This is a genomic window from Lentzea kristufekii (assembly GCF_033949925.1).
Classification (GTDB): Bacteria; Actinomycetota; Actinomycetes; order Mycobacteriales; family Pseudonocardiaceae; genus Lentzea; species Lentzea kristufekii.
The window spans coordinates 391951-414499 of record NZ_JAXAVV010000006.1 but is presented as its reverse complement, the minus strand read 5'-3'; the positions used below and the strand labels follow the sequence as shown (position 1 = coordinate 414499).

Genomic DNA, 22549 nt, shown 5'->3' with positions numbered 1-22549 from the left:
CCGTCGTGCGGATCTGCGACGCCTATAGTCTTTGTCAGAACTGGAATGCTCCGCTGTCCACTGTGGAGGACAGCGGGTGGAGGGCGTGTGTCTCGGCGAACCAGAGGAAAGCGTCGTAGCGGTCGCCGAGCACGGTGGGCACGTAGTTGCGCCGACGGTCGTGTGCGGGCTGGTAGACCACACCGATGGGGCGGTGGCCGAGTTCGGTGGTGAGCAGGCCGGGACCGCCGACGCGGGGGAACACGAAGAGCGCCGGCCGGGCGCCGCGTCGTGCAGCACGTCCTCCAGCGAGCCGGGACGGGCGGGTGGCACCGGCATCTCCCGCAGGGGCGCGCCCCACGAGTCACCGGCGATCACCGTGCCGCGGTGGGTGCCGAACCCGGCCAGCACCACCTGGTCCTCGCCATACCGTTCGCGGGCGAGCTGGCCGATGTTGACCTCACCGCGGGCGGCCATGCCGGTGGCGCGGGCGTTGCCGACGTGCGTGTTGTGCGCCCACACGACGGCCTTGGCGCCCGGCCCGTAGCGGTTGAGCAGCCGGTCGAGCATGTGGTCCATGTGCCGGTCGCGGACGTTCCACGACTCGCTGCCGCCACCGAGCATGGCCCGGTGGTAGCGCTCGGCACCGGCGACGACCTCGGCGTTCTGCCACCTCGGCGGTGAGCCGGGCCGCCTGGCACAGCAGGTCCACCAGCGTCTCGACACCCTCGGGCAACTCGCCCAGGTGGTAGAGGGTCGTCAGGTCGGCCGCGGCGTCCATGTGGTCGACGACGTCGTCCAGCCTGGACGTGAGGCGGTAGATGTCCTCGCGGTCGAACGGCGTGACGAACGACCGGTCGAGGTGTTCGAAGATCGCGTGCGTGGCGTCGTCACCGACGTTCTCGAGCGCGTGCATCCGCGCGGCCAGTTCGGGACGCCGCTCGACGGGTGCGCGCACGAACTCGCGCAGCACCTCCACGCTGGCACCGATGTTCGCCCCGATCTCCGCGAACAGCTCGAAGAACCTCGCACCCGTCGGCTTGCGGCTGATGCGCACGCCGAGGCCTCACTCCGCACCCAGGCGCCGCCGCAGCTCCGGCAGGAACTCGGCGTCCTGGCCGACCAGCGCGGCGGGATCCAGTTCGTGCGGGACGGACGTGTTCGGCTCGCGGTCGAGCAGGTACCGGATGATCTCCTCGACCAGCGTGGCCCCGTCCGGCTCCAGCACCGCGAGATCGTCGAGGAAGCCTTGCGTCAGCACGACGTGATGAGTGGTCGTCTCCGTTCCTTCGCGCACTTCGGCGGCGTACTCGTTGTCGGCCATGGAGGTGATGCGGACATCCGTGTTCATGGCGGCTGGCTACCCGCGAACAGCGGTCGGAAACGCCGCCGTCACCGTCCGTGTGCTTCGGCCCTGCTCCTCGCCCGCACCCGAGCACGGCGGCGCGGGCGCGTGACCGGCGCGGGCTGGTGCGGATGTCCGGCCGGGTGCGCGACACCGCGCCGCCGGTGCAGCACCCGGTGGGCGAACGCCGTCCGCCGCTGCGGGGACGCGCCGAAGAGCGAGGCCGCGCTCAGCGTCGCGAGCAGGGTCACGGTGCCCGCCAGCACCAGCGTCGTGTTCGCCCCGGCCCGCTCGCACAGCCAGCCGAGCAGGGGCGCGCCGATCGCACCCGCGGCGGCCCCGGCGGAGCCGCTGATCGCGAGCATCCGGCCACGCATGCCGTCCTCGGAGTCGAGCTGCAGACGGGTGCTCATGGTCGTGTCGATCAGCACCGCCGCCGCGGCGATCGGCACGAGCACGACGGCGAACGCGACGGGTCCCGGCAGGAGGCCGCCGGCCGCCTGGAGCAGGCTCGCGAGAGCCGCGCACACGAGCAGAAGCCGCACGGACAGCGTGCGCCGGGCCGCCGCGACCAGCCCGCCCAGCACGGTGCCGATGGCGAACACCGACGAGAGCAGGCCGTACATCGCCGCATCGGTGCTCATCGCCGCCATGGTGACCTGGTAGTTGCGGCCCAGGCAGGACAGGACGAACCCGAGCGTGACGAGCAGCAGGAGACGCCCGCTGCCGGCGACGTACCGCAGGCCGTCCCGCACGCCCGCCCGGCTGGAAGCGCTCGTGGCGAGGGGGTGGAACTCCTCACGGCGAATGGTCAGCACCGCGGCGATGACGGCGACGAAGCTGAGGCCGTTGAGCGCGAACAACACCGGTGCGCCCACCAGCGCCACGAGCACGCCCGCCGCGCTCATCCCGATGATGCGGCCGACCGAACTGATCACCGAGCCGAGCGCGACCGCGTTGGCGAGACCGTCACGCGGGACGATCTGGCTGCTCAGCCGGCCGAACGCGGGACCGTCGAACACGGTGACCAGCCCCGCGGCGAAGGTGAGCGCGTAGACCGGCGCCATCGGCAGCCCGGACCAGACGGCGCAGGCGAGCACGATCGCCAGCACGGCGTGCAGCGTCTGGCAGACGAGCACGATCCGGCGCACCGGGAACCGGTCGGCGAGCGCGCCCGCCCACGGCCCCAGCAGAACGCTGGGCAACGTGCTGAGCAGCACCGAGAACCCGACCGAGGTCACCGAGCCGGTGCGCTCGAGCACCACCCAGTTCACACCGATGACCTGCATCCACGAGCCCGTCACGGAGATCAGGTCCGCGGCGGCCCACCGGCGGTAGTTCCGATGGCTCAGTGCGCGGAACATCGGCGGCATCGTTCGCCGCAAAACACAACTCCTCGAACGGGGATTGGGCCAGACACCACACGGCCCGGACCCGAAGGAGCCTATGTGCGGTTATCCCGGATCTAAACGTGAGTTCGTTCACGCCCTTTGGTGGAGACCACTTCCGATCGGCCCCATGATCCACAGTGGACACCCGTCGAGGCCGTGCCGTTCCTCGACTTCGCCCGCAACCGGCTCGCACAGCTCCTGCGGCACCGAGCCCGGCACCCGCGAATGCCCCGGGCGGTCCGGGGTACCTCCGTGGTGTTGGCCACGCGCTCTGGAGGAGGATCGGTGAACCCACAGGCAGTCGTGACGGGAGCGTCGAGCGGTATCGGGCTCGAGCTCGCGAAGGTGTTCGCGGACAACGGTTACGATCTCGTCATCGCCGCCGAGGACGACGCGATCGACACCGTCGCCGAGGAGATTCGAGGCCGTGGTGGCGTCCAGGTGGACGCCGTGCAGGTCGACCTGTCGTCGTACCAAGGCGTCGAGGATCTCGTGGCGCGCATCAGGGCGAGCGGGCGGCCGGTCGACGCGCTCGCGGTCAACGCCGGTGTCGGGGTCGGCGGCGACTTCGTCCGCGACACGTCCGTGGACGACAACCTGGAGATCGTCAACCTGAACGTCACGTCCGCCGTGCACCTGACGCACCGCGTGCTCTCGGACATGGTGGACCGCAAGGAAGGGCGCGTGCTGTTCACGTCGTCGATCGCGGCCACCACCCCGGGGCCGTTCCAGGCCGTGTACGCGGCGTCCAAGGCGTTCCTCGCCTCGTTCGGACAGGGCCTGCGGGAGGAACTGAAGAACACCGGTGTCAGCGTGACCATGCTGATGCCCGGTCCGACGGACACGAACTTCTTCGACCGGGCGGGCATGCAGGACACCAAGGTCGCCCAGTCCGCCAAGGACGATCCGGCGCAGGTCGCGCGCGAGGGGTTCGAGGCGTTGATGAAGGGCGAGGACCACGTCGTCGCCGGCTCGGTGAAGAACAAGGCGCAGGCGCTCGCGGGCCGGGCGCTGCCGGACCCGGTGAAGGCCAAGGCGCACCGCAAGATGTCCGAACCCGGCTCGGCGGAGTAGGACCCGGCCGACCCTCCTTTGTGGACAAGCCGCGCCGTCATCTGGCACAGCCGCCGTGCCAGGTGACAGCTCTCATCGAGTCAGGGCAGCACGTTGTGCGCCGCGGTCCTGCTCCACTCGAGCAGGAGCAGGGTGGCGTCGTCCTGCAGATTCCCGTGCTGGTGGTCGAGCACCGCGCGGGACACCCGGCGCAGGGTCTCGGGTGCGGGCAGACCGGCCGCCTCGTGCCGTTCGGTGAGGTCGACCAGGCGCTCCACGCCGAACTCCTCGCCCCTCGGGTCGCGCGCCTCGGTGACGCCGTCGGTGTGCAGCAGGATCCGGTCGCCGGCCTGGAGGTGTTCACGCCCGAGCCGCCGGGGCGTCCTGGCGAGGTGGCCGAGTCCGAGCGGCACGTGGACCGGGCTCTTCAGCGCCTTGACCATCCTGCCGCCGCGCAACAGCAGGGCAGGCGGATGTCCCGCGATGACGTACTGCAACGCCCCGGTCGCGAGGTCGAGATCGGCGAGCACGGCCGTCGCGAACGGAGCCCTGAGTCCTTCGGCCGCCTGCTGCCGCACGGCCTGGTCGGCCAGTTCGGCCGCTTCGAGCAGCCCGAGGCCGTTGCGGCGTGCGTTGCGCGTGGCCGCCAGCGCTATCGCGGTGGTGAGGCCCGCGTGGATGTCGTGCCCCGTCGAGTCGAAGATCGAGACGTACGCGCGTCCGTTGTCGACGGCGTAGTCGTAACCGTCGCCGCCCACGGAGTGATAGGGCTCCATCACCGCCGTGACCGTCAGTTGGTCACACGCGAACGTCTGGGGTGGCAGCAGCTGCCACAGCAGCTCGGACGCCACGGACAACGGCGTGGTGCGGCGCAGGACGTGCAGGAAGTCGCTGTAGTGGAGCTTGCTCATGACGAGATGCCCGAGCAGACCGGCCAGCTCCCAGCAGTGCTCGCGGATCGACCGGTCGCCGGGGTCCCGGTCGCCGTGCAGGACCATCTGGACGACGCCGAGCCGCTCGGTGCCGTTCAGCACCGGCAGCCACAGGCACGGCGGCGAGCCGCCCACGGGGATGATGTCGGTCCGCTGGAACGCACGTCCGGCCGTGGTGGAGTCCACCCGCAACGACGGCCCTCCCCCGGGACGGACCGAGCGCAACCACTGCTGACCCATGTCGACGACGTACAGCTGCGCGGTCACGTCCACCTGGGCGGCGGCCTCGTCCAGCAGCTCCGCGAGGTCGCCGGCCGTCGACAGGTGGGCGCCGTTGACGACGTGGCGGAGCGCGGAGCTCCAGGCCTCGGCCTTCTCGGTCACGTGAACTCCTCGGACCGGCTGCTCACCGCGAGGACGTCGCGCAGGCCCGACAGCGTGAGGATGCGGTCGGGAGCACTGCCGGGCAGGCAGGTCACGCTGATCGTCCGCCCTGCTCGCCGCACGGCGTCCGCGGCCTCGAGGAGCAGCGCGACGCCGGAACTGCTCAGGTAGCCGAGGCGGGTGAGGTCGATGTCGACCAGGCCTTGGGGCCGGGCTCCGAGGTGGGCCAGCAGTGGGGCGCGCAGGCCGCCGGAGGTGTGCGTGTCGAGATCGCCGGTCAGGCGGAGCACCTGCGTGCCGTCGGGAGCCTCCTGCGCGGCGAGGCCGATCACGTCGGACGGCCTGGCGAGCTTCGGAGCCGGTGCCGGCGGTACGTCGGCCGGTGCGGTGGAGAACCGGAAGCTGACCGTCGTGCCCGTGCCGCTCGCGTCGAGCTCGACGTCGTCGGCCATGGCGCGGATCATCTGGAGCCCGCGGCCGCGGTGGCCGGGATCCTCGGGCGCCGGACGCCACCTGCCGCGGTCCCGGACGGTGACGTGCACGACGCCGTCGGTGTGCGAGAGCTCGGTGTCGAACGTGCCCGTGGTGCCGGGATAGGCGTGGTCCACGACGTTCGCGGCGGCCTCTCCGCAGGCCAGCACGAGGTCGTAGGCGAGGTCGTCGGACAACCCCGCGGCGGCGGCCCACTCGGACACGGCACCTCGCAGCTCCGACAGCCGGTGCGACTCGGCGGGGGACGTCACGCGCAGTGGCGCGGGCAGGTGGCGGGCGACGACGAGCGCGACGTCGTCGCTGTGGCCGTAGGCGAGCAGCGCGTCGACGATCGTGCCGGTCAGTTCGGCGGGCGCCTGGTGGTGCGCCTGCGCCACGACCGCCAGCAGCTGGCCGAGACCCTCGTCGACGACGACGCCCCTGCGTTCGACCAGGCCGTCGGTGTAGAGCACGATCGTCGCACCAGGGGCGAGCGCCGTGCTGTGCTCCTCGTACCGCGCTCGCCCCGGGGTGCCCAGCACCGCGCCGGTGTTGTTCGTGAGCAACCGGGCTCCCTGCTCGTCGGCCACCAGCGGAGGCAGGTGACCCGCGCTGGCCCAGCACAGCCGTCCGGTGGCCCAGTCGAAGGTGATGCACGCGCAGGTGCTGCCGGTGGCACCGTTCACCCTGGAGGCGAAGGCGTCGAGGCGTTCCAGCGCGGCGGCGGGGGAGTGCCCGTCGACCAGGAACCCGGCCAGGGCGCTGCGGAGCTGCCCCATCACGGCCGCGGCCGTCGGGCCCGAGCCGACGACGTCGCCGACCGACATCCCGGCCACCGTGCCGCTGATCGGGAGCACCTCGTACCAGTCGCCGCCGATCTGCGCGTGACTCGACGCGGGCAGGTACCGGGCGGAGGTGGCGAGGCGCTCCAGCACCGGCAGCTCGCGGGGCAGCAGGCTGCGCTGCAACGTGGTGGCGATCTCGTGTTCGCGCTGCAACAGCAGTTCGCGCTCGGCCTCGGTGCGCTGCCGTTCGGTGACGTCGCGCCCGATGGCCTGCAGCCCGCCCGGCGTGACCTGGACGCTGAGCTCCAGCGCGACGATCGACCCGTCGGCGCAGCGCAGGTTCCAGACATCGGTCTGCTCCTGGTCGTGCGGCAGTTCCCGGCCGTCGTCGCCGAGCACGAACAGCTCCTCGCCGCCGCGGCCGATCAGGTCCTCGCGCCGGTAGCCCAGCAGCCTGCAGGCCGCCGGGTTGATCTCGACGAACCGCCGTTCGCCGTCGAGGACCCAGATGCAGTCGACTGCCCGGTCGATCAGCAGACGGAGGCGCTGCTCGTTGTCGCGCAGGGCACGGTCGGAGTGTGCGCGCTGCATCGACTCCCAGCAGCGGTTGACCACCACGGACACGAGGTCGATCTCGTCCTGGGTCCACTGCCGCGGTTGCGCCTGGTGCACGGCCATGGCCGCGACGAACCGCCCGCCGCGCAGCAGGGGCAGGCAGATCACCGCGCGGATGCCCGTGACCGCGTAGGCGGCCAGGTCGTCCTCGTCGAGTCGTGGATCGTCTCCGCTGTCCATGACCACCCACGGCTCTCCCGCCCGCATCGCGCGCAGCGCTCCCACGCCGAACTCGCGCATGGCGAACCGTCCCGGCAACGGGGGCAGCCCGGTGGCGTGGTCACCGCTCATGACGAAGTGGTTCTCGTCCTCCTCCGTCCTCGCGTACGCGCACCGGTCGACGGCGAGGTGCTCGCCGAGCATCCGGGTCGCCAGCGCCATGAGGTCGTCGGCGTCGTCGAGCTTCTGCGACTCCCGGTCGAGCACGGCGAGGAACCGTTCCCTCTCGGCGGCGACGCGCTGGCCGGTGACGTCGAGGAGCACGCCCTGGAGCACCCGCGGCGCGCCCGCCCCGTCCCGCTCCACGTGGACCTTCTCGTGCAGCCACACGACTTCACCCCCTGCGGTGAGGGCGCGGTAGCTCAGGTCGTAGTCGTCCTGGTCACCGGATCGGTGCCAGCGTTCCCGCTGGGACCTGTCGCGGTCGTCGGGGTGCACGACCGAGTCCCAGAACCCGGGCTCCTCCAGCCATCGCCGGACGGGATGGCCGAGCAGCTGTTCGACGTAGCCCGACACGAAGGTCAGCTCGCGGGTCCGGGCGTCGGCCGCCCAGAACACCACACCGAGGTTGTGCACGAGCCCGCGCAGCCGGTCGGAGTCGATCTCGTGTCGGGCGGTGCTCATGTGGAAAGCCTGTCACGCCGGCGACGGTGCGGCGAACCGCACGCGGCCGAGGTTCGCCGGACGCAACGAACGCATGGTGCGGCCCCTTCGTCTCGATCAGTGCAGAGGGGTTTCCGCAGGAGGGAGCCCGTCAAACGTCGGCCGCGGGCTCAGCGCGGGGCGACGCTGTCGATCAGGCCCTGGGCGACCTCGCGCAGCTTGACGTTCCGTTTCTGGGAGTCCTGCACGAGCATGGCGAACGCCTCGTCCGCGGTGCACGAGTGCACCGCCATGAGCACGCCCTTGGCCTGGTCGATGACCGCGCGTGAGACGAGCGCGGTCTCGAGGTGGGCGATGTGGTCGCGGGAACGCTGCCACCGGTGCGCGTTGTCGATCGCGGCGCTGGCGGCGGTGGTGAACAGCCGCATCAGGCCTTCGTCGAAGGGGTCGAACGCCGAGGCGTTGTAGCTGTAGATGTTCAGCGACCCGACGTGCTTGGCGTCGCTGCGGTCCGAGGCCGGGAGCAGGATCGGCACGGACAGGTAGGCGCGCACACCGTGCTGCTCGGCGGCCGCGTCGAACTCGGGCCAGTCGTTGCTGTCGTCGCCGGCCACGGCGCGCACGGCCTGGAGCGTGCGGGCGGCCTCCAGGCACGGACCTCGGTTGGCGCTGTACTGCTTCTCGTCGATGTCGATGAGCGAGGCGTCGCTGGCGGCCGCGGTTCTCGGCTGCTGAGGGTTCACCGTGACGGTGACCGCGTCGGCGTCCTGGATCGCTCTCGTGGCGGTCGCGCTGAGCCGGTGGAGCACCTCGTCGAGCGGTTCCTCGCCGGAGAAACCGTCCCGCAGCATCATCAGCGCGGAGGTGGCGTCGTCGAGTCGCTCCACCGCGTCCTGCCGATCGGCTCCGGCGGTGTGCGCGCCGTCCTGACTCGGTGGGATCGTCAAGTCGTCCATTCCGCCGGTCCTCTCTCCGGGATCGAGTTCGCGGCGCTGGTCGCTCAACGCGCTCGCTCGGAATGTTAAAGCCTGCGTGATTCGGCGTGCACGCCGCGGAAAGGTGAGAAACCGAACCGGAGCGGGGTGCTGTCGTCCTCAACGGCCCGCACCGGCTCGGTTCTGCCGCGGTCAGCCGATCTCACGCGCGGACGAGGTGTGCGGCTCGCTCGTAGACGAGGAGCGCGTCACGTGCGACGCGGTCCCAGCCGTATCGCGCCCGCACCCGGTCGGCGCCGGCGAGACCGAGAGCGTCCCGTCTGGACCGGTCCGCGACCAGCTCGCGCAGGGCGAGCGTGAGTGCGCGGGCGTCGCCCGGCGGCACGAGCCGGCCGGTGATCTTGTCGACGACCACGTCGGCGAGCGCTCCCACCGCCGAGGCGACGACCGGCAGTCCTCGCGCCATCGCTTCCAGGGCAACGACTCCGGCCGGGTCCCGCCGCGGCGCGGTCACCACGACGTCGGCCGAGCGCAGCAGCGCGGCCACCTGTGCCCGGCTCGCGGTTCCGGCCACCGACACCCGGTCCTGGACGCCGAGCCGCACGGCCATGTGCCGCAGCCGCCTCGCTTCCAGATCGGTGTCCCTGTCGAGCGTCTCGACCGGTGCGGCGACGACGAGCGCGGCGTTGCGCACGTCGGCCAGCGCCGCGACGACCGTGTCGAAACCATGACCGGGCAGCAGTCCGCCCAGACCGAGCAGCCGCACCGGTCCGGAGCCGTGCTCGGCGACACCGGGCAGGTCCTGGCCGTCGAAGTCGACGCCGGCCGGTGACACGGTGATCCGGGAGCGGGGCACGCCCGCCAGACACAGGCCGTGCACCTGATCGCTGCTGGTCACCACGACGTGAGCGGCGTGCCGGCAGATCAGCCGTGCGATCCGCTCGTGTTCGGGGGCCGGTTCGTGGTGGGTGTGCACCACAGGAACGGCGTGCTCGCGTGCGGCCAGCAACGCGGCGAGGCCCGCCACCGATCCGTCCGAGTGGGCGATGTCCGGCCTCGTCCGGTCCCACTCGCGACGGAGGAACCGGGCGAAGTCGTCGGTGTGGTCCCAGACGGCGTCCTCGGACAGCGGGCGAGCAGGCCCGAAAGGCACGCGCACGACCTCGTAGCCGTCTTTGGTGCGCTCGCGTTCCTCGAGGTGTGCGTCATCCCTGCGGACGTGGACGACGGTTTCGTGCCCGTGCTGGGCCAACGCTCGCGCGAACCCGTTCTCGTGGGGCACCTTGCCGGTGTGGCTGCTGACCAATGCGATTCGCATGATCATCTCCTCGCCGTCTGACGAGGACTCCGGAACGAGGCGCACGGCGGGGAGAGTTCCCGCCGGCTCTTGCTGAACCGGATGATCGTGCGATGTTCGGCGTACCCGTCCATCACGAATCCGAGGCCGGCGCCGCTGCTCGGCGCGTGAAGACCGCGGACCGGACGAGCTTAGCTGGAGATCTGGCGAAGAACCAGGTCCCGATGTTCGCGCCGGGTAGCATCCCGTCCATGCCCGCCGCTGCCGGCAGCGGCAGCCCGAAAGCGTTGTCCTGCCTGGCTTCCCCCTACTCCGGACCAGTTTCCGGCGGAGATCGACATGCCCTTTGCCGATGAGCTGATCGGTGCTCAGACCGTTCGTGCCCTCGCCGCCGCCCTGCACACCGTGTCACCGGGAGCGAGCCTGACCCGGCTTGACGCGGCCGAAACCGCCCTGGCGCCGCTGCCGCTCAGGGAACGCAGCGATCTCATCCGCGACGCGCTGCTCGCCGACCTGCCGGGCGACTACACCTCGTTCGCGCGGACCGTGCGCGCCGCGGCCGCCGAGTCGCCGTCCTTCACCGGATGGATGATCTGGCCGGTCACCAGTGCCGTCGCCGCGAAGGCGATCGGCGAGGGCGGTGTGGACGCGTTCGACGACGCGCTCGCTCTGCTGGCGGAGCTGACGCCCCGGCTGACCTCGGAGTTCGCGTTGCGGGCCCTGCTCAACACCGATCTGGGGCGAGCACTGGGCGCGATCGGGCCCTGGACCCGTTCGGAGTCGGCGGACGTGCGCCGGCTCGCCTCCGAGGGAACGCGTCCGCTGCTGCCCTGGGCCGTCCGCGTGCCCGGCATCCTCGCCGAACCCAAGGCCACGCTGCCGATCCTCGACGCGCTGTACCGGGACGAGAGCGAGTACGTCCGGCGGTCGGTCGCCAACCACCTCAACGACATCAGCCGCCACGATCCGGAACTCGTCGTCGCGACCGCGCAAGCGTGGATGGCCGCACCCGACGACAACACCGCACGCGTCGTGCGCCACGGCCTGCGCACGCTCGTCAAACAAGGCCATCCCGGCGCGCTGGAGCTGCTGGGGTTCACCTCCGCGAACCTGGACGTGACCGGCCCGCTGCTCACCGCCGAGACCGTGGTGATCGGGGAGACGCTGTCGTTCACCGGCTCCGTGCGCAACCTCGGCCAGGAGCCCGCGCGGCTGGTGATCGACTACGTGGTCCACCACCGCAAGGCCAACGGCACGCTCACCGGCAAGACCTTCAAGCTCACCACCCGGACCGTCGAACCCGGCGAGACGTACGAGCTCAGCCGGGAGCACTCGTTCCGGGTGCTGACCACGCGCCGCTACCACCCCGGGCAGCACGCCGTCGAGCTGCAGGTCAACGGTGTGCGTTCCGGTCTCGCCGAGTTCGCCCTGGTGGCGGGTGAGGGATAGATCAGGTGGAGCTCAGGGGGAAACCCTGATGGCGGGGTCCCCGGCCGAGGGCACTCTGGAGTCGTCAAGGGACATCCGCAGTGCGAGGAGAATCATGAGCGAATCCAGGCCTGAGTCCGCCCGTACCGCCGTCGACTCGGCGGTCGACGCCGTGCGCGGACTGGTCAGCGAGGGGTTCAACCGCCGCGTCGTCGTGCGGGACAGCAAGAACGACGTGGTGCTCGAGGTGCCGGTCGCTCTCGGGTTGATCGCGGCGTTCGCCGCTCCGGTGGTCACGACCATCGGTGCCGGTGCCGCGCTGGTCGGCAAGTGCGGGATCTCGCTGGAGAACCGCGAGTCGTCCGATGGCCACTCCGTGACGACGGTGACGACGGTCGAGTCCGAGCGGGTGTAGTCAGGAGCGGCCGGCGAGGGTGTGGGGCGGGACGTGGGAGGACGTCGCGCCCAACGCCACCAAGGAGTTCGTGCCCAACGGCTTCGGCCGCTTCGGTCGCGCGGAGGGGACCGCCGGCGCTGCGGCTTCGGCGTTCGGGCTCAGGGCCGGGTCAGCCACTCGCCCAGGAGCGTGCGTTCGGCCTCGGTCAGCTGCCGCAGTTCCGGCAGGCACCGCCGGACCGTGTCGGTGGCCGTGGACGGCGTCTCCGCGGCGGGCGGCTCGTCGTCGAGGACCGACCGCATGACCGTCTCGAACATCGCGTCGGCGAGACCGGGATCCCGGTCCTGTGGCGGTGTGGACAGCAGGGTCAGCACCGCGCCGGTGCCGGCGGCGTGCAGGAGTTCGACGGCTCGTCGTTCGGTGACGCGAAGCCGTCCCGCGGCGGCGACGCGGTGCACCCGCGCCCGCAGGACCTCCATCCCGCTGGTCATCGCGGGCGAACGCGCCGCGCGCGCCGGGTCCGTCAGCAGGCTGACCAGGTCGGGGTTGGCGAGGCCGAAGCCGAGGTGCGTGTCCCACCCGGCCCGGAGGTCGGCCAGGGGGTCGTCGCCGGGCTCTGTCGTCGCCTTGGTGGCCACATACTCGGCGAAGACGTGCTCGGCGACCGCGTCGAGCAGTGCGTCCTTGTCCTCGAAGAACCGGTAGATCGTCGGCGCCTGGGTGTCCGCCGCCTGCGCCACCGCGCGGATGGTCACCGCGCCGGCACCTCGCTCCCGCAGCAGCCGCGCTGCCACCTCCACGATGTGCGCGCGTGCCTTGCCCCGGCTGCTCTCCATCACGGCGCCCACCCTAGTGCCAACGTTGCTGACGTGGTTACTATCAGCGTTACTACCAACGTTAGCGAGGCGTGGAAATGATCATCGTCACCGGAGCGACCGGCCTGCTCGGTTCCCAGATCGCCGACCGGCTGCTGGCGCGGGTGCCCGCGGACCGCGTCGGCGTGAGCGTGCGCGACGTCGACAGGGCTGCCGCGCTGGCCGCCCGCGGGGTCAGGGTGCGGCGCGGCGACTTCTCGGACCCGGACTCGCTCGCCGAGTCGTTCGAAGGCGCCACGCAGGTCCTCGTCGTCTCGACGAACGAGACGGGCCCGGCCGCGCTCGCGCAGCACGTCACCGCGATCGACGCCGCCCGCGCTGCCGGAGCAGGCCGTGTCCTGTACTCCAGCCACCAGGGTGCTGCGAGCGACTCGCTCTTCGCACCGATGTCCGACCACGCGGCCACCGAACAACACCTGGCAGGGACCGGTCTGCCGTTCACCGCGCTGCGCAACGGCTTCTACGCGAGCACGGTCCCGCACCTGCTCGGCCAGGCGCTGACGACCGGCGAACTCGTCGCGCCCGCGGACGGCCCGGTGTCCTGGACGGCGCACGCCGACCTCGCCGAGGCCGCGGCCGTCGTGCTCGCGGAGGACGGACTGTTCGACGGACCGACTCCGCCGCTCTCCGCACCGGACGCGCACGACCTCGACGACGTCGCCGTGATGCTGACCGAGCTCACCGGCCGCACGATCCGGCGGGTCGTCGTCGCGGACGAGGAGTGGGCCGCATCGCTGGTGCGGCACGGAGTGCCCGAGGACCGGGCGACCCTGTTGCTCGGCATGTTCCGGGCCTCGCGTCGCGGCGAGTTCGCGACGACGGGGGACCAGGTGGAGAAGCTGCTGCCGCGCCCGGCCACCCCGTTGCGCTCGGTCCTGGCGGCGGCACTCGGCGAGGCGTGATCCCGTTCAGCGCCTGAGGCGAGTGCCGCGGCGCCAGACGGCACGCGTGTTGAGGGTGTCCGAGATCGTGGTGGTGGGGTCACCGTCGACGAGGAGGAGGTCGGCGCGCAGCCCTTCGGCGATGCGGCCGCGGTCGGACAGCGCGAAACGGCGGGCCGTCGTGGCGGTCGCGGCGCGCAGCGCCTGTTCGGGGGTGAGTCCGGCCTGCACCAGGTACTGCAGTTCGTGGTGGACGCTCGCGCCGTGGGCGAGACCGCCGAGGAACGGCAGGGGGTGGGAGGCGTCGGTGCCCACCAGGATGTCGACGCCCTCGTCGTTGAGCACCTCGATGGTCTTCAGGACGTCCTTGATGTCGCCCTGCGGGTAGCAGTTGAAGCTGGAGCGCAGTGTCTTGTCCCAGTCCTCGTCCAGCCGGGACGACACCCGCGGGTCGTCGGCGAGTTCGCCGCCGGTGATGCCCATGAGGGAGGCGTTGAGGACCGCGCACGGGACGACGAACATGCCGGCGTCCTTGATCATGGCGATGATCTCGTCGTTGTGAGGCTCGACGAACACGTGTGCCAAGCCGTCGATCCCGGCCTCCACGGCCATCCTGACGGCGTCGATGGTCAGCGTGTGCGCGACGGTGAGCGCGCCGTACCTCCTGGCCTCGGCCGCGCCCGCGTTCAGGGTGGCCTGGTCGATCATCGGCAGACCGGGGTGCCCCTCGACGCTGCCGTCGTCGATCATGAACTTGACGTAGTCCGAGCCGTGGGCGAGCAGCCTGGGGATCGACGCCGCGGCGCCCTCGGGGCTCGTGGCGTCCGGGTGGAACGGCGGCTCGCCCGCCTCGCGCGGACCTCCCCGGCCACCGGGGGTGAAGCCCGGCGGGAACAGTTCGCTGGGATGTCCGCCCGGTGGCGTGAGGCCGAAGCCCGCCGAGCGCACGTCCGCGACGGCGTCGTTCTCGCTGATGCCGGCCCGCCGGTCGCGCGTGTTGAGGCCCTGCATCTCCAGCTCGGTGGTGACGCCGAAGCGCAGTGCCAGTGCGAGGGACTCGGGACCGGTGTGGACGTGCGCGTCGATCAGGCCCGGCAACAGCGTCGCGCCGGTTCCGTCGACCACATCGCTTCCGGCGGGTACTTCCCCTCCGATCCGGACGATCTTTCCGTCCTCAAGGGACACGGTGGTGACACCCAGGGTCTTCTCGCCGTCGAAGACCCTGGCGCCGGTGATGGTGGTTGTGCTCATGTCCCCACTGAATCACATACCTTTAGATATGTAAATAACCCTAGGTATGTAGATGTCATGTGGTTCACAGTTGCTACTGTGAGCGGATGAGCAACTCGCCCCTGCCCGGCGACGACGACCTGCTCGACCAGGTCGGGCCCGCACTGTCACGGCTGCGTCGCCGCACCTCCGGTGGACGCGGGGACCTCACGCGCAACCTCGTCCTGAACCTCGTCCACGAGAGTCCCGGCGAGATGACGGTGGGCGGGCTCGCCGCCGAGATGCGGGTCGCCCAGCCCGTCGCCAGCCGGACCGTGGCCGCCTGCATCGCGGACGGCCTGCTCCGGCGTGCCGTCTCGCAGGCGGACGGTCGTCGCACGGTCCTCGAGCTCACCGACGCCGGCGAGGCCGAACGCCGCCGCTTCGCCTCGGAGCAGCGCGAGACCTTCGAGCTCATCACGACCGAGTGGACGGCCGCTGAGCGCGAGCAGTTCGCCCGGTTCCTCCTCCGCTACAGCCGCGACAGTGCGAACTGGTCGAGCCGGCGAACTCCGCCCGATGCGGAGTGACCATTTGCTCACCGGTAGCTCGCGTGAAACTCGCTCGCAACAAAAAACACGACTGGTCTTTGTTGGAACTCACCTGATTTTCCATTGGGACCGGCGGGCGTCGGCGAGCCCACATCGCCGCCGCGGCGAGGCCGGCCGGGCGGCGGCGCGCCTCCGCGCGTCCGCGGCGAAGATCGGGGAAATCTGCCGGAACGGGTGCGGGGGAGCGCTTCGCCTCTGTTGCGAGCGGTTACAGTGGAGGTGCAGAGTCGTTGATCGGCTCGTCCACTCGCTTCGTCACCTCCGCGGTCTGTGAGCCCGCCCGCTGTGGTTCCGCGGCGATCTGAGGAACACGGAGTCGCATGGCAGTGACCGCGCCCATCAGTGATGATCGAGTCTCACGCCGCCGGGACGTCGCGCCGGAGGCGACGTCGGAGGGCACTCACCTGCTGGCCGGGGCCCTCGAGCGCTACGTGTGGAAGGTCGCCGAGGCCCTCGGCGTGCCGCGCGAAGGCGCCAGCTTCGAGGTCACCGACACCGCCACCGCCTACATCGCGCTCGGCTGCCGTGCGGTGGCTCATCCGGACCGCGACGTCATGCTCGTCTGGAGCGCGACGCAGGGCTGGGCCGTGTCGATCGAGACCGACCCGGCCGAGCCGCTGATCGTGCTCGGCCGGCTCTCCGGGGACATCGTGCAGGCACCGGAGGCGGTGGCGGGTCTCGTGGCCGAGTCCATGACGCGTCCCGGCGTCCGGCAGTTGCCGGTGGCGGGCCCGCCGCTCATGGGGTGGTCCGACCTCGCCGAGTGCATGGAACGCTACGCGCCCTGACGCCGCATGATTTTCGCCCGGAGATTTCGGGGCGAATGGCGGATCGTCATTTTCCGGAAACGACGACCCTTTTCGACCGATCATGCGGGAAATGGTGTAGTGTCGAATTTGCTGAGAGCATCTCGCACCTGAGCACTCAAGCTCACGTCGCACTCGGCGAAACCTGAACCGGTCCTCTTCGGGCCGGAGACGGGAGTCTCGGCATGACGTCGGCTCCTCACCTTTCCACGACCCCTCCGGCCGTCACGGCCAACGAGCAGCTCCGGACTCCGCTGCGATTGCGGTTGCGGCCGAATGCGCTCTCCACGGGGCATGTCGACGGTGCCTGGTGGCCGCGTTCCCGGGACCTCGCCGCCGAACTGCCCGCACTGCTCGCGGTGCTGGCGGTTCGGCTGGGTGAGATCCCTCGGGTGAGCTACAACCTGACCGAGTGGGACACCGCGCCACGCCAGATCGCCGTGGACGGCGTCCGGGTGCGGCTCAGCGGGTTCTGGTCCAGGCCCGCGCACACCGTGGACGTCGTCGCGGGAGACCGGCGCCGCCTGACGCTGCTCCTCGTTCCGCCGGACGCCGAACCTTCCGCCGCTCACGACTCCATGATGTGCGCCGCCGAGCGCGGGAACACCGACACCGTCGAGGTCCTGCTGCACGGCATCGCGGCGCACGAATCCACTGTGGACGCTCGCAGCACCTGCATACCCGAACAGATGTTCCAAGGAGTTCGATGACCACCTCGACCTACACGTCCGCCTACGAGCGCAGGCTCAAGATGGTGCAGGACGTGCTGACCGGCCAGGCCGAGCTCGACGGCAAGGCGACGCGGGATCTCGCAGTGCGCGTGTTGCGCGCGCTGGACCACATACCGGAGCAGGTGCGTTGAACTCGCGCCATTACGGTACTGGCGCGGAACAGCTGACGTGGGGCACCCGACTGCTCCGCGTCGGCTGTGCGTTCACCTACCGCGCCGAGGTGCCCACACCGGCGGTCTTCCTCGTGCGGCCGCTGTGGAGCGCGGACGTGCGGGTCAGCCAGGAGCACCTGGACGTGAAGCCGGACGTGTCGATGCGGCACTACCTCGACCTGTACGGCAACCGCAACACCCGTGTCGTGCTTCCCCCTGGTCTGTCCACAGTGCACTACAACGCGTGGGTGGACGTGCCGGACAGGACGGAGGACGTGGACGAGTCCGTGCCGGAGACGCTGCCCGACGGTCTGCCGGACGACGTGCTGATGTACACGCTGCCGAGCCGGTACTGCGTGTCCGACGTGCTCGGCGACGAGGCCTGGTCGCGGTTCGGCGCTCATCCGCCGGGCTACGGGCGGGTGCGGGAGATCTGCCGGCACGTCCACGAGTCGCTGAACTTCGGCTACGGCACCTCCACCGCGTTGTCCACCGCCGCGGACGTCAACGCGGCGGGGTTCGGTGTGTGCCGCGACTTCACGCACCTGGCGATCTCGTTCTGCCGCGCGCTCAACATCCCCGCCCGGTACGTCTTCGGCTACCTGCCGGACCTCGACGTGGCGCCCGGCGACGCGGAGATGGACTTCGCGGCGTGGATGGAGGTCTGGCTGGGAGACCGGTGGTGGACCTTCGACCCGCGCAACAACCAGCCGCGCAAGGGTCGCGTCGTCATCGGCAGGGGCCGGGACGCGGCCGACGTCGCGATGGTCACCACGTACGGCGGCCCGCAGCTGGAGTCGATGGTCGTCCAGGCGGAAGAGGACCTGGCACCGACGTGGCGCTGAGCGGGCCACACCCTCCGCGGAGTACGGTGGAGTCACCGAGGGCACGTCGTGCAGCAGCGCTCAAGCTGGTGCCGCCTTGGGCGCATCAGGAAGCCCGGCCGGTTCGGCTGGAGGCAGGAGCGCCGAGATGAACTCGGCTCAGCTCTGCACCACTACGACTTCTCCCGCGTCACGCGGGAGAAGACTGACGCGGAATCCGGTCAGGCGTACGCGCTGATGAACCCCATGTCCCGTTCCAGCGCCGATCATCGGAGTGTCCGCATGCCCGAATCACGAATCCCAGCCCCCGACAACGATGCGAGCTGCGTCGTGTGTCCTCACCTGTGGCGCGAGCACGACCCGCTCGGCGCGCGGTACTGCACCGCGACCACGGCCTCTGCGCTCACTCGAGGGTGCATCTGCTCATGAACGTGCTGAGCACCAACCGGCTGACCCTGCGTCCCTGGCTCGTGGAGGACGCATCGGCCGCGCTGGAGGTCTACGGCGACGCCGCCGTGACCCGCTGGCTCAGCCCCGAGATGGACCAGGTCCCGGACGCGACGGCCATGAAGTTGCTGCTGCAGCAGTGGATCGCCGAAAGCGCCCGCCTCGCGGCTCCGGCCGGCCGGTGGGCGATCGAACGCAAGGACGACGGTCAGGTGATCGGCGGAGCCCTCCTGCTCCCGCTGCCACCGGGCCAGGAGGACCTGGAGGTCGGCTGGCAGCTGCGGCCCGACCTGTGGGGCCACGGCTACGCCAGCGAAACGACCCACGCCCTCGCGGCGTGGGCGTTCCGCCACGACGTGTACGAGGTGTTCGCCGTCGTCCGGCCGGGCAACACACGCGCCTCGTCCACGGTGAGGAAGAACGGCATGCACTGGGTCGGTGAGACCAGCAAGTACTTCGGCCTCGACCTGGAGGTGTTCCGCCTCCGCGTGGCGGACATCGACCCCGCCGCACCCGCGTCGGCCGGGCCACCCGCCCGCGACTGACCTGGCCCGCGAACGTCACCTACGCGAGCAGCCGCGCACGAAAGCGGCCTGCCCGGCGTGCTGGAGGTCGTCCTCCAGCACGCTGACCAGCCGCACCGCGCGGGTGACCGGCGGATCCCACGACACGTCGATCACCACCGACAGGTCCCCGGCCTTCACGCCGCGCAGATACGCCGCGGTGCGCTCGTGCACGGCCCGGTGGTACCCGAGCAGCAGGTCGGACGGCGCGACCACCGCGGCGACCTGTCCGGCGTCGTGGCCGTAGCCGGTGTCCTCGGCCGACAGCGGCAGGCCGAACCGTTCGAACCAGCCGCCGTCGGTCCACACCTGCTCGGTGCCCGCCAGATCGGCGACGTGGTCGTCCTGCACTCGGGTGAGGTGCCAGACGAGCCAGGCGATCGAGTTCGCCGAGCCGTTCACGCGGTGCGCGAGCTGGTCGGTGGACAGGCCTTCGAGGATTCGCGTGACCGTCTGCTGAACGCGGTCGAACCCGTCCAGCAGCACGTCCGTCGCACTGATCTCACTCATGATCCCGTGTACCCGATCACCCGTCCGTCCACTCAGCGCACGGCGCCGGCCAGGACCGTGGTCACGACCTTCCGCACGGCCACGGCCTTCGCGGGGTCGTCCCCGTGTTCGGTGAACTGCAGATGTGCGGCGCCGATGACCGTGGGAGCGAGCGTGGTGATGTCGGCGTCGGGTGCGATCCGGCCGAGGTCGCGCTCGGCCGTCAGGTAGTCGGCGACCGCGGCCGTGAACTCACCGACGAGTGGAAGCCGGGCGGTGCCTGCCGCACGCAGCCGTGTGCGCAGTTCGTCCCGTGCGATGACCAGGACCACGACGGCCACCATGACCGGATCGAAGCCGGTCGTCAGAGCGCTGGTCAGGTTGTCGGTGACGGTACCGGTGCCCGCCACGTCCCGAAGGGCGGCGCCTTGCGCCTTGACCTGCTCGATGCGCTCCAGCACCAGTTCGGTGAGGAAGGCGTCGAAGTCGGCGAAGTACCGGTGCAGGACGCCCTTGGCGACGCCCGCCTCGGTGGTGACGGCCCGGCTGGTCAGCTCGCTGGCCCCGTCCCGGAGCAGGACGCGGCCGGCGGCGTCGAACAGCTGCCGGCGCGGGTCGCGCAGCGCGACGCCAGTCGGCACGACGCCTCCTCTCCGATCGCCGAGAGCGAACCCGGCCGTCTAATGGGCATATGCCCACTAGAGTGGGCACATGGTCACTCTACCGTCGTCACCTGCGCCGGAACCGCATCGGCACCGCCGCGTGGCGGAGTCGTTCGGCGTCGACCCCGAGAGGTACGACCGGACTCGCGCCGAGTACCCCGAGGCGATGATCGAGCGGATCGTCTCCGCGAGCCCTGGCCCGGACGTCCTCGACGTCGGCTGCGGAACCGGCATCGCGGCCCGCCAGTTCCAGGCGGCCGGGCGCACGGTGCTCGGCATCGAGCCCGACCGGCGGATGGCCGCCTTCGCGCGGGGCACCGGCCTTGAGGTCGAGGTGGCGAAGTTCGAGGAGTGGGAGCCCGCGGGCCGCACCTTCGACGCGGTCGTCTCCGGCACGGCCTGGCACTGGGTCGACCCGGTCGTGGGCGCGGCCACGGCGGCGCGGGTCCTGCGACCGGGAGGTGTGCTGGCGCCGTTCGGGCACGTGTACCAGCTTCCGCCCGCCCTGGCGGAGGCACTCGACGAGGCGTTCCGGCGGCTGGCACCGGACTCGCCGCTGAGCTTCACCGGCCGGTCGGAGGCGCCGGTCCTGGACGCCTACCAGGGCCTGTACACGAGGGCCGCGGACGGAATCCGCGAGGCCGGCGGGTTCGACGAGCCCGAGTTGTGGCGCTACGACTGGCAACGCGCGTACAGCCGGGAAGAACTGCTGGACCTGGTGCCCACCTCGGGCGGCCTCACCACCCTGCCGCCCGAGCGGCTGGCGGAAGTGGTGGCCGCCCTGGGCGCCGCGGTCGACGAGATGGGCGGCACCGTCACGTTGCCCTACGCCACCTGGGGCCTCACCGCGATCCGCACCGACGCGCCACTCCGGCTTTTTGGCAAGTGAGGGCTGTCAGCCGACGCTGAGCTCCCCGGCGAGCACCGGCGCGCCCGTCTTCGCCACCACGTCCTCGACCGTGCTGCCGGGCGCGAGCTCGACCAGGCGGAAGGCGCCGTCCGCGACGTCGAGCACGGCCAGGTCGGTGATCACGCGGGAGACGACCCGGCGTCCGGTCAGCGGCAGGGAGCACGTGCCGACCAGCTTCGGGTCACCGGAGCGGGACACGTGTTCCATCAGGACGATGACCCGGCGGGCGCCGCTGACGAGGTCCATCGCGCCGCCCATGCCCTTGACCATCGCGCCGGGCACCATCCAGTTGGCGAGGTCGCCGTGCGCGGAGACCTGCATGCCGCCGAGGACCGCGGTGTCGATGTGGCCGCCGCGGATCATCGCGAAGCTGGTGGGGGAGTCGAAGAACGACGCTCCCGGCAGCACGCTGACGGTCTGCTTGCCCGCGTTGATCAGGTCGGGATCGACCTCGTCGTCGTAGGGGAACGGGCCGACGCCGAGGATGCCGTTCTCCGCGTGCAGCGTCACCGCGGAGTCCGCCGGCAGGTGGTCCGGGATGAGCGTGGGCAGGCCGATGCCGAGGTTGACGTACTCGCCGTCGCGCAGTTCGAGCGCGGCGCGGGCGGCCATCTGGTCGCGGGTCCAGGCCATGTCAGTTCGCCTCCTGGCGGGCGCGGGTGGTGCGCTTCTCGATGTCCTTGCGAGCGGCCTGCTCCGGCGTGAGCGCGACGACGCTCTGCACGAACACACCGGGCAGGTGCACGTGGTCGGGGTCGATCTCGCCGACCTCGACGACGCGTTCGGCCTCGACGACGGTGAACCGGCCGGCCATCGCGACGGCCGGGTTGAAGTTGCGGGCGGCGGCGTGGAAGACGCAGTTCCCTGCCCGGTCGACGGCGGCGGCGCGCACGAGGGCCACGTCGGTGACGATCGACTCCTCCAGCACCATCTCCTTGCCGTGGAAGGTGCGCACCTCCTTGGGCGGTGAGGCGAGCGCGACGGTGCCGTCCGGGTGGTACCGCCACGGCAGACCGCCCTCGGACACCAGCGTGCCGACTCCGGTGGGCGTGTAGAAGGCGCCCACTCCGGAACCTCCGGCGCGCAGCCGTTCCGCGAGCGTCCCTTGCGGAGTGAGCTCCACGGTCAGCTCCCCGGACAGGTACTGGCGCGCGAACTCCTTGTTCTCGCCGACGTAGGACGCGACGACCCGGCTGATGCGGCGGTGCTCGAGCAGCAGCCCGAGACCGGCGCCGTCGACGCCGCAGTTGTTGGACACGATCGTGAGGTCGTCGGCGCCCTGCTCCAACAGCGCCTCGATGAGGAACCACGGGATGCCCGCGAGTCCGAACCCGCCGACCGCGACGCTCGCGCCGGACCGGACGCCCGCCACGGCATCGGCCGGTCCGCTGACCACCTTGTCCAAACTCATGAGTGGCTCTCCTTCGTGGCATGATCGTGAGTTGTCCACAGGCTGCTTCGCGGCTGACCTGCGGTTATCCGGACTCGGATAGCCTGTGGACAGAGCGGGAACCAAATCCGGGGATCGCGCGTTGCGTCATGAGGAATCGCGCGG

General features: G+C 71.0%; 25 protein-coding genes and 2 pseudogenes. 12 read left to right on the top strand and 15 right to left on the bottom strand.

Features of this window, described 5'->3' with window-relative positions:
* Positions 1-34: 34 nt before the first annotated feature.
* The 5 genes and pseudogenes from SK571_RS46400 to SK571_RS15845 form a co-directional block, all read right to left on the bottom strand.
* Complete coding sequence (locus tag SK571_RS46400; RefSeq protein WP_406601989.1) at positions 35-181, bottom strand: hypothetical protein; 147 nt, start codon at positions 179-181, stop codon at positions 35-37.
* Between the two features lie 137 nt (positions 182-318).
* Positions 319-603 (bottom strand): annotated as a pseudogene (locus tag SK571_RS46395) (erythromycin esterase family protein); the annotation flags it as partial.
* Positions 604-703: 100 nt separating this feature from the next.
* Positions 704-952, bottom strand: a pseudogene (locus SK571_RS46390) (DUF47 domain-containing protein); the annotation flags it as partial.
* A gap of 93 nt (positions 953-1045) precedes the next feature.
* Positions 1046-1330 carry a hypothetical protein gene (locus tag SK571_RS15850; RefSeq protein WP_319984829.1) on the bottom strand — a complete coding sequence of 95 codons (285 nt, stop codon included), beginning with the start codon at positions 1328-1330 and terminating at the stop codon, positions 1046-1048.
* A gap of 41 nt (positions 1331-1371) precedes the next feature.
* A complete protein-coding gene (locus SK571_RS15845; RefSeq protein WP_319984828.1) occupies positions 1372-2688 on the bottom strand; it encodes an MFS transporter in 1317 nt (438 codons plus the stop codon).
* Positions 2689-3000: 312 nt separating this feature from the next.
* On the opposite strand from SK571_RS15845, the gene SK571_RS15840 reads away from it, so the two are divergent.
* The gene (locus SK571_RS15840) at positions 3001-3789 is read left to right on the top strand and encodes an SDR family NAD(P)-dependent oxidoreductase (protein WP_319984827.1); all 789 of its coding nucleotides are present in this window, start codon (positions 3001-3003) and stop codon (positions 3787-3789) included.
* Positions 3790-3869: 80 nt separating this feature from the next.
* Here SK571_RS15840 and SK571_RS15835 read toward each other — a convergent pair whose 3' ends face one another.
* The 4 genes from SK571_RS15835 to SK571_RS15820 form a co-directional block, all read right to left on the bottom strand.
* Positions 3870-5084: a PP2C family protein-serine/threonine phosphatase gene (locus tag SK571_RS15835; RefSeq protein ID WP_319984826.1), complete on the bottom strand. Its 1215-nt coding sequence runs from the start codon at positions 5082-5084 to the stop codon at positions 3870-3872.
* A complete protein-coding gene (locus SK571_RS15830) occupies positions 5081-7798 on the bottom strand; it encodes a SpoIIE family protein phosphatase (protein ID WP_319984825.1) in 2718 nt (905 codons plus the stop codon). The genes SK571_RS15835 and SK571_RS15830 overlap by 4 nt, the downstream gene beginning before the upstream one ends.
* 149 nt (positions 7799-7947) lie before the next feature.
* Positions 7948-8733 (bottom strand): ANTAR domain-containing response regulator, encoded by a 786-nt coding sequence (locus tag SK571_RS15825; protein WP_319984824.1) that lies wholly within the window; start codon positions 8731-8733, stop codon positions 7948-7950.
* Between the two features lie 181 nt (positions 8734-8914).
* Positions 8915-10030, bottom strand: coding sequence for a glycosyltransferase (locus SK571_RS15820; RefSeq protein ID WP_319984823.1), 1116 nt, complete (start codon positions 10028-10030; stop codon positions 8915-8917).
* Positions 10031-10348: 318 nt separating this feature from the next.
* Here SK571_RS15820 and SK571_RS15815 point away from each other — a divergent pair, with 318 nt between their 5' ends.
* Both SK571_RS15815 and SK571_RS15810 read left to right on the top strand, forming a co-directional pair.
* Positions 10349-11458, top strand: coding sequence for a DNA alkylation repair protein (locus SK571_RS15815; RefSeq protein WP_319984822.1), 1110 nt, complete (start codon positions 10349-10351; stop codon positions 11456-11458).
* 94 nt (positions 11459-11552) lie between these two features.
* Positions 11553-11852, top strand: coding sequence for a DUF4342 domain-containing protein (locus SK571_RS15810; protein WP_319984821.1), 300 nt, complete (start codon positions 11553-11555; stop codon positions 11850-11852).
* Between the two features lie 140 nt (positions 11853-11992).
* On the opposite strand, the gene SK571_RS15805 is transcribed toward SK571_RS15810, so the two are convergent.
* The gene (locus SK571_RS15805) at positions 11993-12670 is read right to left on the bottom strand and encodes a TetR/AcrR family transcriptional regulator (protein ID WP_319984849.1); all 678 of its coding nucleotides are present in this window, start codon (positions 12668-12670) and stop codon (positions 11993-11995) included.
* A gap of 77 nt (positions 12671-12747) precedes the next feature.
* On the opposite strand from SK571_RS15805, the gene SK571_RS15800 reads away from it, so the two are divergent.
* Positions 12748-13611: an NAD(P)H-binding protein gene (locus SK571_RS15800; protein ID WP_319984820.1), complete on the top strand. Its 864-nt coding sequence runs from the start codon at positions 12748-12750 to the stop codon at positions 13609-13611.
* Positions 13612-13617: 6 nt separating this feature from the next.
* Here SK571_RS15800 and SK571_RS15795 read toward each other — a convergent pair whose 3' ends face one another.
* Positions 13618-14841, bottom strand: coding sequence for an amidohydrolase family protein (locus SK571_RS15795; protein WP_319984819.1), 1224 nt, complete (start codon positions 14839-14841; stop codon positions 13618-13620).
* Between the two features lie 86 nt (positions 14842-14927).
* Here SK571_RS15795 and SK571_RS15790 point away from each other — a divergent pair, with 86 nt between their 5' ends.
* From SK571_RS15790 to SK571_RS15765, 7 genes are all read left to right on the top strand, one after another.
* Entirely contained in the window at positions 14928-15389 is a 462-nt protein-coding gene (locus SK571_RS15790) for a MarR family winged helix-turn-helix transcriptional regulator (protein WP_319984818.1), read from the top strand.
* A 341-nt stretch (positions 15390-15730) separates the two neighbouring features.
* Positions 15731-16198: a DUF6292 family protein gene (locus SK571_RS15785; RefSeq protein WP_319984817.1), complete on the top strand. Its 468-nt coding sequence runs from the start codon at positions 15731-15733 to the stop codon at positions 16196-16198.
* A gap of 203 nt (positions 16199-16401) precedes the next feature.
* Positions 16402-16926, top strand: a complete 525-nt coding sequence (locus SK571_RS15780; RefSeq protein ID WP_319984816.1) for a DUF5994 family protein — start codon at positions 16402-16404, stop codon at positions 16924-16926.
* Positions 16923-17078: a DUF6307 family protein gene (locus tag SK571_RS15775; RefSeq protein WP_319984815.1), complete on the top strand. Its 156-nt coding sequence runs from the start codon at positions 16923-16925 to the stop codon at positions 17076-17078. Before SK571_RS15780 ends, SK571_RS15775 begins: the two co-directional genes overlap by 4 nt.
* A complete protein-coding gene (locus tag SK571_RS15770; RefSeq protein ID WP_319984814.1) occupies positions 17075-17944 on the top strand; it encodes a transglutaminase-like domain-containing protein in 870 nt (289 codons plus the stop codon). The genes SK571_RS15775 and SK571_RS15770 overlap by 4 nt, the downstream gene beginning before the upstream one ends.
* 216 nt (positions 17945-18160) lie before the next feature.
* On the top strand, positions 18161-18352 hold the full coding sequence (locus SK571_RS46385; protein WP_406601988.1) for an RGCVC family protein: 192 nt from the start codon (positions 18161-18163) through the stop codon (positions 18350-18352).
* Positions 18349-18915, top strand: a complete 567-nt coding sequence (locus SK571_RS15765) for a GNAT family N-acetyltransferase (RefSeq protein WP_319984813.1) — start codon at positions 18349-18351, stop codon at positions 18913-18915. The genes SK571_RS46385 and SK571_RS15765 overlap by 4 nt, the downstream gene beginning before the upstream one ends.
* Positions 18916-18930: 15 nt before the next feature.
* Here the strand turns inward: SK571_RS15765 and SK571_RS15760 are convergent, their stop codons facing one another.
* Entirely contained in the window at positions 18931-19434 is a 504-nt protein-coding gene (locus SK571_RS15760) for a mycothiol transferase (RefSeq protein ID WP_454780185.1), read from the bottom strand.
* A 41-nt stretch (positions 19435-19475) separates the two neighbouring features.
* On the bottom strand, positions 19476-20063 hold the full coding sequence (locus SK571_RS15755; protein WP_319984811.1) for a TetR/AcrR family transcriptional regulator: 588 nt from the start codon (positions 20061-20063) through the stop codon (positions 19476-19478).
* A 70-nt stretch (positions 20064-20133) separates the two neighbouring features.
* Between SK571_RS15755 and SK571_RS15750 the strand changes: the two genes are divergently transcribed.
* Positions 20134-20973 (top strand): class I SAM-dependent methyltransferase, encoded by an 840-nt coding sequence (locus tag SK571_RS15750; RefSeq protein WP_319984810.1) that lies wholly within the window; start codon positions 20134-20136, stop codon positions 20971-20973.
* 6 nt (positions 20974-20979) lie between these two features.
* On the opposite strand, the gene SK571_RS15745 is transcribed toward SK571_RS15750, so the two are convergent.
* Positions 20980-21627, bottom strand: a complete 648-nt coding sequence (locus tag SK571_RS15745) for a CoA transferase subunit B (RefSeq protein ID WP_319984809.1) — start codon at positions 21625-21627, stop codon at positions 20980-20982.
* A gap of 1 nt (position 21628) precedes the next feature.
* Positions 21629-22405: a CoA transferase subunit A gene (locus tag SK571_RS15740; RefSeq protein ID WP_319984808.1), complete on the bottom strand. Its 777-nt coding sequence runs from the start codon at positions 22403-22405 to the stop codon at positions 21629-21631.
* Between the last annotated feature and the right edge of the window lie 144 nt (positions 22406-22549).